This is a genomic window from Duganella sp. AC237 (genome assembly GCF_979254035.1).
Window position 1 is genome coordinate 3,965,279 of the sequence record NZ_CEEDEW010000003.1, and the last position, 12,976, is coordinate 3,978,254.

The 12,976-nt window shown below is 63.7% G+C and carries 13 protein-coding genes; 5 read left to right on the plus strand and 8 right to left on the minus strand.

The annotated features are described in order from the left end of the window. Positions 1-2 precede the first annotated feature (2 nt). From AC0IYS_RS17490 to AC0IYS_RS17500, 3 genes are all read right to left on the minus strand, one after another. Complete coding sequence (locus AC0IYS_RS17490; protein ID WP_471706370.1) at positions 3-1,184, minus strand: aldose epimerase family protein; 1,182 nt, start codon at positions 1,182-1,184, stop codon at positions 3-5. A gap of 121 nt (positions 1,185-1,305) precedes the next feature. Further along, positions 1,306-3,645, minus strand: a complete 2,340-nt coding sequence (locus tag AC0IYS_RS17495) for a family 43 glycosylhydrolase (RefSeq protein WP_471706371.1) — start codon at positions 3,643-3,645, stop codon at positions 1,306-1,308. Between the two features lie 103 nt (positions 3,646-3,748). Continuing rightward, the gene (locus tag AC0IYS_RS17500; protein ID WP_471706372.1) at positions 3,749-4,699 is read right to left on the minus strand and encodes a LysR family transcriptional regulator; all 951 of its coding nucleotides are present in this window, start codon (positions 4,697-4,699) and stop codon (positions 3,749-3,751) included. Between the two features lie 106 nt (positions 4,700-4,805). Between AC0IYS_RS17500 and hmgA the strand changes: the two genes are divergently transcribed. Next, on the plus strand, positions 4,806-6,146 hold the full coding sequence (hmgA, locus tag AC0IYS_RS17505; protein ID WP_471706373.1) for a homogentisate 1,2-dioxygenase: 1,341 nt from the start codon (positions 4,806-4,808) through the stop codon (positions 6,144-6,146). Here hmgA and AC0IYS_RS17510 read toward each other — a convergent pair. From AC0IYS_RS17510 to AC0IYS_RS17525, 4 genes are all read right to left on the minus strand, one after another. Further along, positions 6,120-6,611, minus strand: coding sequence for a GNAT family N-acetyltransferase (locus tag AC0IYS_RS17510; RefSeq protein WP_471706374.1), 492 nt, complete (start codon positions 6,609-6,611; stop codon positions 6,120-6,122). The two genes, hmgA and AC0IYS_RS17510, sit on opposite strands and share 27 nt — an antisense overlap. Before the next feature lie 2 nt (positions 6,612-6,613). Continuing rightward, positions 6,614-6,886, minus strand: coding sequence for a type II toxin-antitoxin system TacA family antitoxin (locus tag AC0IYS_RS17515; RefSeq protein ID WP_471706375.1), 273 nt, complete (start codon positions 6,884-6,886; stop codon positions 6,614-6,616). Positions 6,887-6,947: 61 nt separating this feature from the next. Next, the gene (locus AC0IYS_RS17520; RefSeq protein ID WP_471706376.1) at positions 6,948-7,589 is read right to left on the minus strand and encodes an NrsF family protein; all 642 of its coding nucleotides are present in this window, start codon (positions 7,587-7,589) and stop codon (positions 6,948-6,950) included. Beyond that, positions 7,586-8,170 carry a sigma-70 family RNA polymerase sigma factor gene (locus AC0IYS_RS17525; protein WP_471706377.1) on the minus strand — a complete coding sequence of 195 codons (585 nt, stop codon included), beginning with the start codon at positions 8,168-8,170 and terminating at the stop codon, positions 7,586-7,588. The genes AC0IYS_RS17520 and AC0IYS_RS17525 overlap by 4 nt, the downstream gene beginning before the upstream one ends. Before the next feature lie 118 nt (positions 8,171-8,288). Between AC0IYS_RS17525 and AC0IYS_RS17530 the strand changes: the two genes are divergently transcribed. From AC0IYS_RS17530 to AC0IYS_RS17540, 3 genes are all read left to right on the plus strand, one after another. After that, positions 8,289-8,906: a cytochrome b/b6 domain-containing protein gene (locus AC0IYS_RS17530; protein ID WP_471706378.1), complete on the plus strand. Its 618-nt coding sequence runs from the start codon at positions 8,289-8,291 to the stop codon at positions 8,904-8,906. A gap of 72 nt (positions 8,907-8,978) precedes the next feature. Next, positions 8,979-9,710: a molybdopterin-dependent oxidoreductase gene (locus AC0IYS_RS17535; protein ID WP_471708898.1), complete on the plus strand. Its 732-nt coding sequence runs from the start codon at positions 8,979-8,981 to the stop codon at positions 9,708-9,710. 59 nt (positions 9,711-9,769) lie between these two features. Further along, a complete protein-coding gene (locus AC0IYS_RS17540) occupies positions 9,770-10,042 on the plus strand; it encodes a pentapeptide MXKDX repeat protein (RefSeq protein WP_471706379.1) in 273 nt (90 codons plus the stop codon). Between the two features lie 7 nt (positions 10,043-10,049). On the opposite strand, the gene nhaA is transcribed toward AC0IYS_RS17540, so the two are convergent. Further along, a complete protein-coding gene (gene nhaA / locus AC0IYS_RS17545; protein WP_471706380.1) occupies positions 10,050-11,225 on the minus strand; it encodes a Na+/H+ antiporter NhaA in 1,176 nt (391 codons plus the stop codon). Between the two features lie 180 nt (positions 11,226-11,405). Between nhaA and AC0IYS_RS17550 the strand changes: the two genes are divergently transcribed. Further along, a complete protein-coding gene (locus tag AC0IYS_RS17550) occupies positions 11,406-12,923 on the plus strand; it encodes a BCCT family transporter (protein WP_471706381.1) in 1,518 nt (505 codons plus the stop codon). Positions 12,924-12,976: the final 53 nt, after the last annotated feature.

Sequence of the window (12,976 nt, forward strand, 5' to 3'; positions counted from 1 at the left end):
GTTTACTTACCGAGGGTATAGAAATGCAGTACCGTGGTCTGCGCATAGTCGCGGCCCGGGTCCACGCGGGTGGTCGGGAACGCCGGCTGGTTCGGGCTGTCGGGATAGCCCTGCGCCTCGAAGCTGATCGACTGGTACTTGGTCAGCTTCTGTCCGCCTTTGCCGGTGATCTCGCCCTTGAGGAAGTTGCCGGTGTAGACCTGCATGCCCGGCTCGGTGGTGGCGATGGTCAGGCCACGTCCGGAGGCGCGGTCCTCGATCTTGACGGCCGGCTTGGGTTCGGCCGTCTTGCCGCCGCGCAGGATGTAGTTGTGGTCGATGCCGCCGTTGGCCAGCGCCAGCTGCGGGTGCTGCATGCGCACGCGCTCGGTAACGACGCCGGGGGTGCGGAAGTCGAACGGCGTGCCGGCCACCGGCAGCGGCTGTCCGGTCGGGATCAGCGTTTTATTCACCGGCAGGATGGCGTCCGATTCGATGGTCACCTCGGCGTCGGTGGCCAGGCGCGTGGCCGGGATGCCAGACAGGTTGAGCATGCTGTGCCAGGTCAGGTTGACCACCGTCGGCTTGTCGGTCTTGGCGCCGTAGCGGATGGTCAGGTCGTTCTTGTTATTGAGTTCGTACGTCACGTCGGCGACGACGGTACCCGGGAAGCCCTGGTCGCCATCGGGCGACGTCAAGGTGAACGTCACCGACGCTTTTTCAGCCGTCTGTTCGACACTCTTGACCACCCAGTTGCGCTTGTCCCAGCCGATCGCGCCACCGTGCAGCGTGTTGGGCGCCTCGTTGACCGCCAGCGCGAACTTCTTGCCGTCGATGGCGAACGTGCCGTTGGCGATGCGGTTGGCGTAGCGGCCCACGGTCACGTTGGTGAAGCCCGGGGTCGTCTCGTATCCGGCCAGGGTGTCGTAGCCGACCGCCACATCGGCGGCGTTGCCCTGCTTGTCCGGGAAGCGCAGGCTCTGCACGGTGGCGCCGTAGGAAATGAGCGTGGCCGACAGCCCGCCGGCGTTCTTCAGGGTGATGGCTTCAACCTTGGCGCCATTGGACAGCGTGCCGAAGGGCATGCGCGACAGCGATACGCCCGAAGCAGCGGCGTCGTCGCGGGATGGCGTCTGGCTGCAGGCGCTGAGGCCGACCAGGGTACTGAGCAGGAAAATCTTGGCGGGTCTGGTGGAAATAGTCATGTGTAGGTGATGTGTCCGTTAAAAAGGAGGCGGCCGGCGGGTGCCGGCCATGCCTATGATAATTGCTGAGCCGGCCATTCGGCGCCCGGGAGGGCAGGCTCAGCATAAAAAAATCCCAGGCCTAGCGCGCGATGCTGGAAATCTCGCCGTCCGTCAACGCCGAGCCGTAGATGCGCAGGTCGTCCATCGACCCTTTGTACGGCGCATCCCACCAGTTCACGCCCAGAGCGAACACGCCGGTGGTGGTGGTGAACACGTTGGGGAAGTTCACGCCGCTGTAGCGCTTGGCGCCGTTGACGTAGATGTTGACGGCGCCGTTCTTGACGCTGAACGCCACGTGCGACCACTGTCCGGCCGGGATATTCATGCCCAGCCCGGCGTCGTACCACGCGGTGCCCGACCACAGCATGGTCGCGCCGCCGACGCCGTCATGGCCCTTCGGCAGCAGGCTGATCCAGGACTCGCCGTTGCGGGCGCCAAAGAACGTGGTGGAGAACGCGGTCAACTGGGCCGGCTTGAGCCACATCGCCACGGTGTAGGTATTGCTGGAGATCAGGCCGTTCGGCAGGCGCACACCGCTGGCGCCGTTGAACACGGCGGCGCTGCCCTTCATGCCCGGCTCGTAGCCCAGGCTGCCGCCGCCGACATCGATTTTCGCCCCGATCACGGTGCCGGCGCCGAACGCGCCGGTCGCATCGCCCAGGTTGCCATCGAAGGTGTAGTGGGCGATCATGCCGCCCACCTTGCGGACCGTCACGACGAACGACTTGACCACCCGCGCCTGCCCCTTGGTGATGGTCGCCGTCAAGGTGACGGTCACATCGCTGGCCGGGCTGGTGACCTGCCCGGTATTGCTCAATACCTGCGGGTTGGACGAGGTCCACGTGATCACGGCATCGCGCGCGCCACTGGTCGGCAGGGTCATGTCGCCGGTGACCGCGTTGGTATTGCCCAGCGTGAGCTGGTCGGCGATGGCGTTCACCGCCTGCATGTCGCTGCGCGGCGCCAGGCGGCTGCCCATGATGGAGACGCCGTCGCGCGAAGTCGCCGTGAACGTCATCACATGGCTTTGCGAGGTTTCATCCCACTGTTTGAGGAACACGCCCTTGAACGGCGGCGAACCGGGTAGACTGATCTCGGCCTGGTTGGCGCCCACCAGCGCCCACGAGCCGGAGACGGCACCGCTGATCGTGCCGTTGGCGTTGAGCGCGATGAAGCGGGATTTTTTGATGGTGGCCGAAATATCCTTGCCGTGGTTGACGAACATATAGTCGCCGAACACGAATCCGCGCTGGACCGCCTCCAGCGTCTCGTTGGAATTACGGTACGGCGCCACCACCGGCCAGCCATCGGCGTTCATGAACATCTGGTGCACGCGCACCTGATGCTGTTCGCCGCGCTCCGGGAACCGGGTATGGAAGATCAGGAAATGCTTGCCGGTGGCCGCATCGTAATAGGCCGAGTTGTGGCCGGCCGAGACATAGCCGGTACCGATGCCCGTGCCCGGCTCGCCCAGCTTGCGTTCGAACAGGAAGTTACCCATGATCTTCACGCCATACGGCGCGATCGAGGCGTCGTCGAACAGGGGTTTGGATGGATCGGCCTTGACGTTGGCCATGTCCACGCCCTGGGCGTCGTAGTACGGGCCGTCCGGCGAGGTGGCGCGGGCCACCCGCATGTTGTAGCCGCCGGCCGCGTCGAGGCCGCCGAACGAGGTGAACATGTAGTAATACTGCGTGACGGGGCTGAACATCACGTAGGCGCCTTCGATCCTGCTGTGATTGCCGCCCATCAAGCGCTTGCCGTACCCTTGCCCCGGCAGCGGCATGCCGTTGACCGGGTTCATCCGCATGATGAAGATGCCGCCGGAGTACGAACCATAAATCATCCACAGCCGGCCGCCGTTATCGAAAAACACGTTCGGATCGACGGTGTTTGGATGCTTGAGCGCGTCGTAGGCCGTGCCGTCATAGCTGGCCTGGCCCCACATGCCGGATTTGAGGAAGACGCCCTTGTTCACGTACGGGCCTTCGATCTTGTCGGCAACCGCGATGCCCATGGCAGAGCGCGGGGAATCGCCCTTGCAGGCGTTGTAATACATGTAGAACTTGCCATCGGCGAGGCGGATCACGTCCGGCGCCCACAGCGTGGTCGTTTGCGCCCAGCTGAAGGTCTCCGCCAGTTCCGTGTAGACGTTGTTCGAACCGTTCAGGAATAACTTGTTGGTGGCGGTGACGGAATCGGTGATCGGGGTCCAGCGCATCAAATCCTTGCTCTTGGCCGACGCCAGATGGGAGCCGAAAACGTAATAAGTGCCGTCCGTTTTGATCACGGAAGGATCGTGGACCGAGGCGTTCAGGAAGGTCACCGGCGCGGTGGGCGCCTGCGCGGCGACGTTGAGGGAAAGCATGGATGAGGCCACTACAGCGGCGGCTCCCCACAGCGAGAAGGATTTGGTCATGTCTGTCTCCGTTGATATTTTTATCGTTTTAGTCGTCAGCGGTTGGAACTCCACTGGCGGCCATGCACGATATCGCGCTGGAAACAAGGTGTCCAATGACCTTTTACTCCGCCGCGATAGCCAAACCAGCATCGGCAATGACGGCGGGGGCCGGCTCGGCGAACAGCGCGGCCACCAGCGCCCGCAACCAGCGGCCGCCCTCGTCCTGGTGGTAACGGCGGTGCCAGAACATATTTGTTTGCAGCACCGGCAACGGCAACGGCGAGTCGCTGTAGGCCAGGCCGAACGGCCCGGCGGCGCGCTCGGCCAGCTTGAGCGGCACGGTGGCCACCAGATCGGTGCCGGCCAGGATGTACGGCACGGCGGCAAAATGCGGCACGCTGAAACCGCCGTCGACGGCAATGCCGGCCTGCTCCAGCGCCAGGTTGATGCCGTCGTACGGACTTTCCATCGAATTGACCCGCAAGTGCCGCATCGCCGCCAGCCGCGACAGCGTGTGTTCCCCCTCGCCCAGCGAATGGCCGCGCCGGTACAGGCTGACGAAGTGCTGGCGGAACAGGCGGCGCTGGACCAAGACCTCCGGCGCGTCGTCGAAGGCGCCGATCGCCAAGTCCACCCTTCCCGCCTCGAGCGCCGCGCGCAGGTCGGTGGTTCCGGCGCGCACCGTGTCCAGCGCCACCCCCGGCGCCACACCAGCGCAGGCGTCGATCAGCCGGGGCATGAAATAGGTTTCGCCGACATCCGTCATGGCCAGGGTGAAGCGGCACCGGCTGACTGCCGGATCGAACGCGGCCTCCGGCCGCAGCGCGCGCTCGACATGCGACAGCGCCTCGGCCACCGGCCCGGCCATGCGCTGGGCGTACGGGGTGGGCTGCATGCCGTCGCTGGTGCGCACGAACAGTTCGTCCCCGACGCTGCGGCGCAGCCGAGCCAGCGCGTTGCTGACGGCCGACTGCGTCAGCCGCATGCGCTTGGCGGCGGCGGAAATCTGCCGCTCGCGGAACACTTCATGGAACACCAACAACAGATTCAGGTCGAGTTCGCGCAGGTCCATGCGATCCTTTATTTACATTGTAAATAGTCTTCATTTATCTATTTATATCGCAAAATCGGCGCGGCTGCACTACATTGTGCCGATACCATCTGCAAAAGGATCCAGCATGAACGTTCCCCATCCTCCCACCGGCTATCAAACCGGCTTCGGCAACGAATTCGCCACCGAGGCGCGCCCCGGCTCCCTGCCGCCGCACCGGAATTCGCCACAGCGCGCCCCGTACGGCTTGTACGCCGAACAACTTTCCGGCACCGCGTTCACGGCGCCCCGCGCCCACAACCGGCGCAGCTGGCTGTACCGCATCCGCCCGGCGGCCATGCACCAGCCGTTCCGCCAAGTGAGCAACGGCCGCATCGTCAGCCGCTTCGACCAGGTCGCCGCGCCGCCCAACCAGCTGCGCTGGGACCCGCTGCCGATGCCGCAAACGCCCACCGATTTCCTCGACGGCTGGGTCACCATGGCGGGCAACGGTTCGGTCGAGTCGCAATCGGGTTGCGCGATCCATCTGTACGCCGCCAACCGCGACATGGAAGACCGCTACTTCTACAGCGCGGACGGCGAGCTGCTGATCGTGCCGCAACAGGGCCGCCTGCGCATCGCCACCGAACTGGGACTGATCGAGATCGAACCGCAGGAGATCGCCGTGGTCCCGCGCGGCGTGCGCTTCCAGGTGGCGCTGCCCGACGGCGAGGCGCGCGGCTATATCTGCGAGAACTTCGGCGCCTTGCTGCGCCTGCCGGACATGGGGCCGATCGGTTCCAACGGCCTGGCCAATCCGCGCGATTTCCTGACCCCGCGCGCCGCTTTCGAAGACCGCGAGGGCGACTTCGAGCTGGTGGCCAAGTTCGCCGGCAACCTGTGGAGCGCGCGCATCGGCCATTCGCCGCTGGACGTGGTGGCCTGGCACGGCAACTACGCGCCCTACAAATACGACCTGCGCCATTTCAATGCGATCGGCTCGATCAGCTACGACCATCCGGACCCGTCGATTTTCCTGGTGCTGCAGGCGCCGTCCGACACGCCCGGCGTCGACACGCTCGACTTCGTGATCTTCCCGCCGCGCTGGCTGGCGGCCGAGGACACGTTCCGTCCGCCCTGGTTCCACCGCAACGTCGCCAGCGAGTTCATGGGCCTGATCGAAGGCCAGTACGACGCCAAGTCGGAAGGCTTCCGGCCCGGCGGCGCCAGCCTGCACAACTGCATGAGTGGCCACGGCCCGGACGCGCCCACGTTCGACAAGGCCAGCGCTGCCGACACCAAGTTGCCGCACAAGGTCGACAACACGATGGCCTTCATGTTCGAGACGCGCGACGTGATCCGCCCCACCGCCCACGCGCTGGCGTCGCCGCAATTGCAGCCGGACTATTACCAATGCTGGCAGGGCTTCAAAAAGTATTACTCCGACGACGGAGACCAGGAATTAAGACCGGCCAATGGGCAAATATAGGGTCAATGCCTTGCTTGCTGTTCGCCGGAATCCAAATCCCTCATAGAACGCAGCCGTCCGAGCATCCTTGGCATCCACGATCAACACGCGCACGCCCATCTTCTCTCGCACGGACAGGGCTAGGTTAACGGCATGCCCAAGCAACAAATGCCCGTGTCGCTTGCCTTTCTCGGCTCGCGCCACTGCCAGGCGCGCAACCCGTATCGCAGGCACAGGATACTTTGGGAGCCGCTTGCGGTCATGATGCAGCAATTCGTGCACATGCAGTTCCGTTGCGGAGAATGCGCAGTACCCCAGGATACGCGCCGGTTGTGCGTCGTCGATCAGGACATGAGTGGTGGCGATACCGTCGCGCTGATGCTGTCCCGCGCGTTCACGCAGATAGTCATCCAACGCGACGACGCCACACTCGAAGCCGTCGCGGTCATGCCGGGAGGCGTCCAGAACGGTAAAGACCAGCGCCATGCTCAGCCCTCAGCGAGCCGGGATGCCGCCTCCATCGCCTTCTTCAGCCGGTCATTCGGGCGGAATTGATCATCCAAGGCGTCAAGGAACCGGCGCGACTCCTTTTCGGACAGCGTGGTAACGCTGGCGGCGGCAATGGTGGTATCTGCTTCGCGCAGCACAGCATCGCGCACGAAAGCCGACACTGCCATTCCTCGCAGTGCGGCTGCTCTAGCAATACGATCTTTCTCACGCGATTCAAGACGAAGATCAAGGCGAGCGGGGGCAGTGGTCATGGCGAACTCCTTTGTACGGAATACTAGCGTACAAGCCCGGTCCCTGCAATCGATCAGTACCCTACCAGGCCAGCGCGCGCGGGCCGAGCGCCGCTCCCAAGGCGGTCGGAATCAGCATCCCCAACAGATACCAGAAACTAACGAATACAGGACTCATTTCCGGGCAGTGCAGGCAATACACGACCGCCGCCGCGCCGCCGGCCGCGAAACCTGCGGCGGCGCCCGCCAGGCGCAGGCGGGTGGGCGCCCGCCCGCGCAGGATATGCAGCGCTGCCGCCAGCAGCGGCAGCGACAACACCGCGATGAGCAGCGGGCAATAGCGCCACGTGCTGCCCCAGAACAGCTCCGAACGCGCTTCGGGCGCCGCCAGCCATAGCGAAGCGGCCGCCGCCGTCCACAGCGCCAGCACCGGGGCGGCGATAAACAACGGCAGCGCGCGCGTGCTGGCTCCCGGCGCGGCCAGGCGCTTGACCGCCAGCGCGCCCGCGCCCGCCAGCGCCAGCGAAAACACCAGCTTCAGCCAGAATTTCGGCCAGGTCATCTCCAGGTCCAGATCCGGGCGCAGGCCCAGTATCGCCAGCATCAGCGCGGCGCTGGCGAGCAGCCCGCCGAGCAGCGGCAGCGCCGTGGCGCGTAGCGGCCGCGCGGCCAGCGCCACATCGGGGCCGCTGGACAACATGGTGATCAAATCGTCTGTCTTCATGGCGAACCTCTCAGGATAGTGGCCAACGTCTTCATTCCACGATGCACGGATACCTTGACCGCCGCCTCCGACATCTTCAGCACCGCGGCGGCCTCGCGCGTCGACAAGCCATCGAGCTTGGTGTGGACGATGGCGTCGCGCTGCTTGTCCGGCAGCAGGCCAAGTATCTTGGCGAGGTCGCGACGCGCTTCGCCGGCCTCCTCCTCCGCGCTGGAGAACAGCGCGCTCTCGCCCTCGTCGACGTCGTCGAGCGAATCGTGCAGGCTGTCGCGCCGCGCGTGCCGCCGCAGCCAGTCGATCAGCTTGTACTTGGCGATGGTGTAGACCCACGCCGTCAGCGGCACTGCCGTGTCATAGCTGAGGCGCTGGTTGTGGATCGCCAGCAGCGCCTCCTGCACCAGATCCTCCACTTCGTCCGGCCAGCGGCTCAGGCGCCGGCGCAGGAAGGCGCGCAAATGCGTCGCCGTCGCCGTCAGAAAGCGTCGATAAGCCAGGGCGTCACCATCCCTGCCCTGTAAAAACAGGGCATGGAGGCGTAATTCGGTCATGCGAAGGTGGTCCACCTCTTCTATTCGTCGCATCGCGGCCTTTGGTTACATCGTCCTGCAGATAAACTTTTTTACGAATATTTTGATCCGGCCTGTAACCAATCCGCCGGCCGCCGCGAACTCACTGTTACCGACATCGAGAACGCTCATCATGAAACCCACAGTTATGCCAGCGCACCGAACAACAGCGATTATCCACCCAATATGGCTGCGGCTGACACATTGGCTCAACGCCGTCGCCGTCGTGATACTGCTGACAAGCGGCTGGCGCATCTACAACGCCACGCGGTTTTTCGATTTCGCGATTCCGCCGGGCCTGACCCTGGGCGGCTGGCTCGGCGGCGCCTTGCAGTGGCACTTCGCCGCCATGTGGCTGCTGGTCGCCAACGGCGTCCTGTATCTGCTGATCAACGTCGCATCGGGCAGATTGCGGCGGCAGTTTTTCCCGGTCACGCCGCGCCAGTTGCTGCGCGACCTGGGCCAGGCGCTGCGGGGCAAGCTGTCGCACGCCGATCCGCGCCATTACAACAGCGTGCAGCGGTTGGCGTATCTGTTTGTGATGGTCGCCAGCATCGTCATCGTGCTGTCCGGATTGGTGCTGTGGAAGTCCGTGCAGTTTCCGCTGCTGCGCGAGCTGATGGGCGGCTACGAAGGCGCACGCCTGGTGCATTTTTTCGCGATGGCGGGCCTGTTCGGCTTCATCGTTATCCATGTGGTGATGGTGGCCCTTGTGCCGCGCACGCTGCTTGCCATGTTACGCGGGCGTTGATCGCCGACTGGACACACCATGATAAGACTCTTCAAAAAACGCGAGATCGTATTGCCGACCGAAGGCGCCGCGATGCTGGCCGACGCCATCGCCCGGGTCCCGGAGCCGTCGCGCCGCGCCTTCCTGCAGCGCAGCGTCACCCTGGGCGGGTTGACCCTGCTGAGCGGTTGCTCCCTCGGCGGCGAGGAAAGCATCGAGGCGGCGCTGAACCAGGTTTCCCGTTTCAATGACCAGGTGCAGGGGATGCTGTTCGATCCCGCCCGGCTGGCGCCGACCTATCCGGCATCGATGATCACGCAACCGTTTCCCTTCAACGCCTATTACGGCGAGGAGGAGATCCGCGACATCGACGGCGACGATTGGCGCCTGGAGCTGAGCGGCATGGTCGCCGACCGCAAACCGTGGACGCTGGCCGGCTTGCGCGCGCTGCCGCAGCAATCGCACATCACGCGCCACATCTGCGTCGAGGGCTGGAGCGCGATCGGCAAATGGGGCGGCGTGCCCTTCTCCCACTTCCTGCGCCACATCGGCGCCGATTTAAGCGCGAAATACGTCGGCTTCAAATGCGGCGACGACTACCACACCAGCATTGACATGGCGACCGCCCTGCATCCGCAAACGCTGATGGCGCTCAGCTTCAACGACCAGCCGCTGCCGCCGCGCTACGGCTTCCCGATGAAGCTGCGCATGCCGACCAAGCTCGGTTACAAGAATCCCAAGCATGTACAAGCCATTTTTGTCACGAATACCCACCCTGGCGGCTACTGGGAAGACCAGGGGTATAACTGGTTCGGCGGCAGCTGACCGGTATCCACGTTGTTAATCTCGTTGTTAAAACCGTTGTTAAACTAAAAGGACCCACCATGAACAAAATGACCTCCGCCCTGATCGCCTGCCTGATGATGTCTGGCGCCGCCTACGCCCAGGATGCGATGAAGAAAGACGACATGTCCAAGGACGCCATGGCCAAGGACGGCATGGCAAAAGATGGCATGAAGAAGGACGCCATGAAAAAGCCCATGCATCAGGACAAAATGGCCAAGGACGGCATGAAGAAAGACGGCATGGCCAAGGACGAGATGAAGAAGGACGATATGAAAAAGGATGACATGGCGAAAGACGCGATGAAGAAGTAAGCGTCGGTCACGGATGTTCGGCAACGGGCTTGCCGAACATCTTCAACCAGACAAAACCCGCGATGCCGGCCACCAGCGAGGCCAACAAAATCGCCATTTTGGAGGCGTTGATCAGTGCCGCATCGTTGCTGAACGCAAGATTGGTGATGAATATCGACATCGTAAATCCAATTCCCCCGAGCAGGCCGGCGCCGATGACGTGACGCCATTTCAGATCGGCAGGCAGGGCGCAAACGCCCAGCGCCACCGCCCCCGTGCACGCGAGCGTGATGCCCAGCGGCTTCCCCAATACCAGGCCGGCAAGGATGCCGATGCTGTTGGACGACAGCAGCTCGCCCATCCACCCGGAGCCGATGACAATCCCCGTATTTGCCAACGCGAAGATGGGCAGGATGACAAACGCCACCGGCATGTGCAGCGCATGCTCCAAGCGGTGCGACGGCGAGGCGACGTCCTCTACCTTGGCCGAATAGGGAATGGCGAACGCCAGCAGCACGCCGGCGATGGTGGCGTGCACACCGGATTTGAACATCAAAAACCACATGAGCGCGCCGCCGACCAGGTACGGCGCGAGCGCAACCACGCGCAACACGCGGTTCATGCACAGCAGGCCGGCGAACACCAGCAGCGCCCCCAGCAGGTAGAGCGGCGCCAGGGTCGAGGTGTAGAAAACGGCGATGACGATGATCGCGCCAAGATCGTCCATGACCGCCAGCGCCGTCAGGAACACTTTCAACGAGGTGGGCACGGCCTTGCCAAGCAGCATCAGCACGGCCAGCGCAAAGGCGATGTCGGTAGCCATGGGAATGCCCATGCCGGTCTGGCTAGGCGTACCGCCATTGAACAGGAAGTGGATCAGCGCCGGCACGGCGATGCCGCCGGCCGCCGCCACCATCGGCAACAGCGCGCTGCGTATGCTCGACAGCTCGCCGTTGTGGATCTCCCGCTCGAGCTCAAGGCCGATCAACAGGAAGAAAATCGCCATCAAGGCGTCGTTGATCCACAACTCCACGGACAGGCCGGCGACCTTGGCATGCCAAAAATGCAGATAGGGCTCGGCGAACGGCGAGTTGGCCAGGCACAGGGAGATGATGGTGCAGCCGATCAGCAGGATGCCGCCGGCTTTTTCCGATTCGACGAAACGGTTGAAGGTGTTGGAGAGGGGCGTTGGAATGATATTCATAAGGACGCGTAAAAACCGCGCGGCGGCCCGACCTGACGCATTCCCTGCCACACGACATGTGCGGACACCCAAGTACGATGATAACAGAAGGTAACGACTTGCGGCGCACGGCACCGACGCACGCCTGAAAATGATGGCAAATTTGCTACGGTATAATTTGCCATGAGTTAAGGAGTTCCAATGCAAATTATATTCCCCGCATGTTTAATCATGCTCGTCGTTTTGTGGGGAATTTTCTCTCCCGCGACGATGGCCACCGTGTTCGGCGCCGCGCTGTCGCTACTGACCAAAAACTTCGGCTGGCTGTATTTGTGGGTCGTCCTCGGCCTGGTATTTTTCGCCGCCTACGTCGCCTTCAGCCGCTACGGCAATCTTAAACTCGGCAACGAGGACGACGAGCCGGAATTCAGCGTCGGCAGCTGGTTCGCCATGCTGTTCGCCGCCGGCATGGGCATCGGCCTGGTGTTCTGGGGCGTGGCCGAACCGGTTTCCCATTACGTCACACCGCCACCGGGCATCACCGCCGGCACGCCGGAGGCGGCCAACGCGGCGATGCGCTACGTCTTCTTCCACTGGGGCATACACCCGTGGGCGGTCTACAGCATCGTCGCGCTGGCGATCGCCTTCTTTCAGTACCGGCGCGGCGGCCTGCCCATGATCAGCACCGTAACCGGCAGCCTGCCGTGGCGCTGGGTGCGGTCGCTGTCGGGCGTCTTCAACGGCCTTGCGATTGTCGCGACGGCCTTCGGCGTGGCCGCCTCGCTGGGCGTGGGCGCGCTGCAGATCAATACCGGCATGAACGCCGTCTTCGGCCTCGACGTCAGCAAGACCTGGCAGATCGTCATCATCGTGGTAACGGCCGCCGTGTTCATGACGTCGGCCGTGACGGGCGTCGAAAAGGGCATCAAATATCTGTCGAACTTTAATATCGGCGTGGCCGTGCTGCTGGCCGTCACCGTGTTCGTGCTGGGACCGACGGTGGCCATCATCGACACCTTCAGCAACACCCTCGGCAGCTACCTGACCGATATCGTGCGCATGAGCCTGAGGTCAACGCCGTTCCGCGACAGCGAATGGGTGGGCAACTGGACGATTTTCTACTGGGCCTGGTGGATCTCCTGGTCGCCTTTCGTCGGCCTGTTCATCGCCCGCGTCTCGCGCGGCCGCACGATCCGGGAGTTTATCGTCGGCACCGTGGTCGCGCCTTCGCTGGCGGCGTTCGTCTGGTTCTCGGTGTTCGGCGGCACCGCGCTGCACATGGAAATCTGGCAGCACGTGCCGCTGTCGGCAGCGGTCAAGGCGGACGTCGCGACGGCGCTGTTCGCCATGTTCGCGGCCATGCCATTCGGCCTGATCATGTCGGTGGTCGCGACCATGCTGGTGTTGGTGTTTTTCATTACCTCGGGCGACTCCGCCGTGCTCGTGCTCGGAATGATGAGCACCAATGGCAATCCCAACCCGCCTAACAAGGTCAAGGTGCTGTGGGGCGTGCTGGTGGCCGGCATCGCCGTCAGCCTGCTGCTGGCCGGCGGCCTTGAGGCGGTGCAGACGGCCACCATCCTGTTCGCGCTGCCGTTCGCCGTGGTGATCGTGCTGATGGTCGTGGCGCTGTGGCGGGCGCTGCGCGAAGACTGGGACGCGGAGAACAAACGCGAGCGTGAGATGCGCAAGCGGGTGCGCGAGTTGTTATCCAAATAGGGGCCGGGACAAGGCCGGTGTCCGGTGCATATATCCTGCCGGGCACGGCTGCC

Bases quoted from the DNA above. Each gene is read 5' to 3' on its own strand.
- AC0IYS_RS17510 (WP_471706374.1), bottom strand. From the start codon at position 6,611: ATGGCGCTGGTCTTTACCGTTCTGGACGCCTCCCGGCATGACCGCGAC.
- AC0IYS_RS17520 (WP_471706376.1), bottom strand. From the start codon at position 7,589: ATGAAGACAGACGATTTGATCACCATGTTGTCCAGCGGCCCCGATGTG.
- AC0IYS_RS17530 (WP_471706378.1), top strand. From the start codon at position 8,289: ATGAAACCCACAGTTATGCCAGCGCACCGAACAACAGCGATTATCCAC.
- AC0IYS_RS17515 (WP_471706375.1), bottom strand. From the start codon at position 6,886: ATGACCACTGCCCCCGCTCGCCTTGATCTTCGTCTTGAATCGCGTGAG.
- AC0IYS_RS17490 (WP_471706370.1), bottom strand. From the start codon at position 1,184: ATGACTATTTCCACCAGACCCGCCAAGATTTTCCTGCTCAGTACCCTG.
- AC0IYS_RS17535 (WP_471708898.1), top strand. From the start codon at position 8,979: ATGCTGGCCGACGCCATCGCCCGGGTCCCGGAGCCGTCGCGCCGCGCC.
- AC0IYS_RS17525 (WP_471706377.1), bottom strand. From the start codon at position 8,170: ATGCGACGAATAGAAGAGGTGGACCACCTTCGCATGACCGAATTACGC.
- nhaA (WP_471706380.1), bottom strand. From the start codon at position 11,225: ATGAATATCATTCCAACGCCCCTCTCCAACACCTTCAACCGTTTCGTC.
- hmgA (WP_471706373.1), top strand. From the start codon at position 4,806: ATGAACGTTCCCCATCCTCCCACCGGCTATCAAACCGGCTTCGGCAAC.
- AC0IYS_RS17540 (WP_471706379.1), top strand. From the start codon at position 9,770: ATGAACAAAATGACCTCCGCCCTGATCGCCTGCCTGATGATGTCTGGC.
- AC0IYS_RS17500 (WP_471706372.1), bottom strand. From the start codon at position 4,699: ATGGACCTGCGCGAACTCGACCTGAATCTGTTGTTGGTGTTCCATGAA.
- AC0IYS_RS17495 (WP_471706371.1), bottom strand. From the start codon at position 3,645: ATGACCAAATCCTTCTCGCTGTGGGGAGCCGCCGCTGTAGTGGCCTCA.
- AC0IYS_RS17550 (WP_471706381.1), top strand. From the start codon at position 11,406: ATGCAAATTATATTCCCCGCATGTTTAATCATGCTCGTCGTTTTGTGG.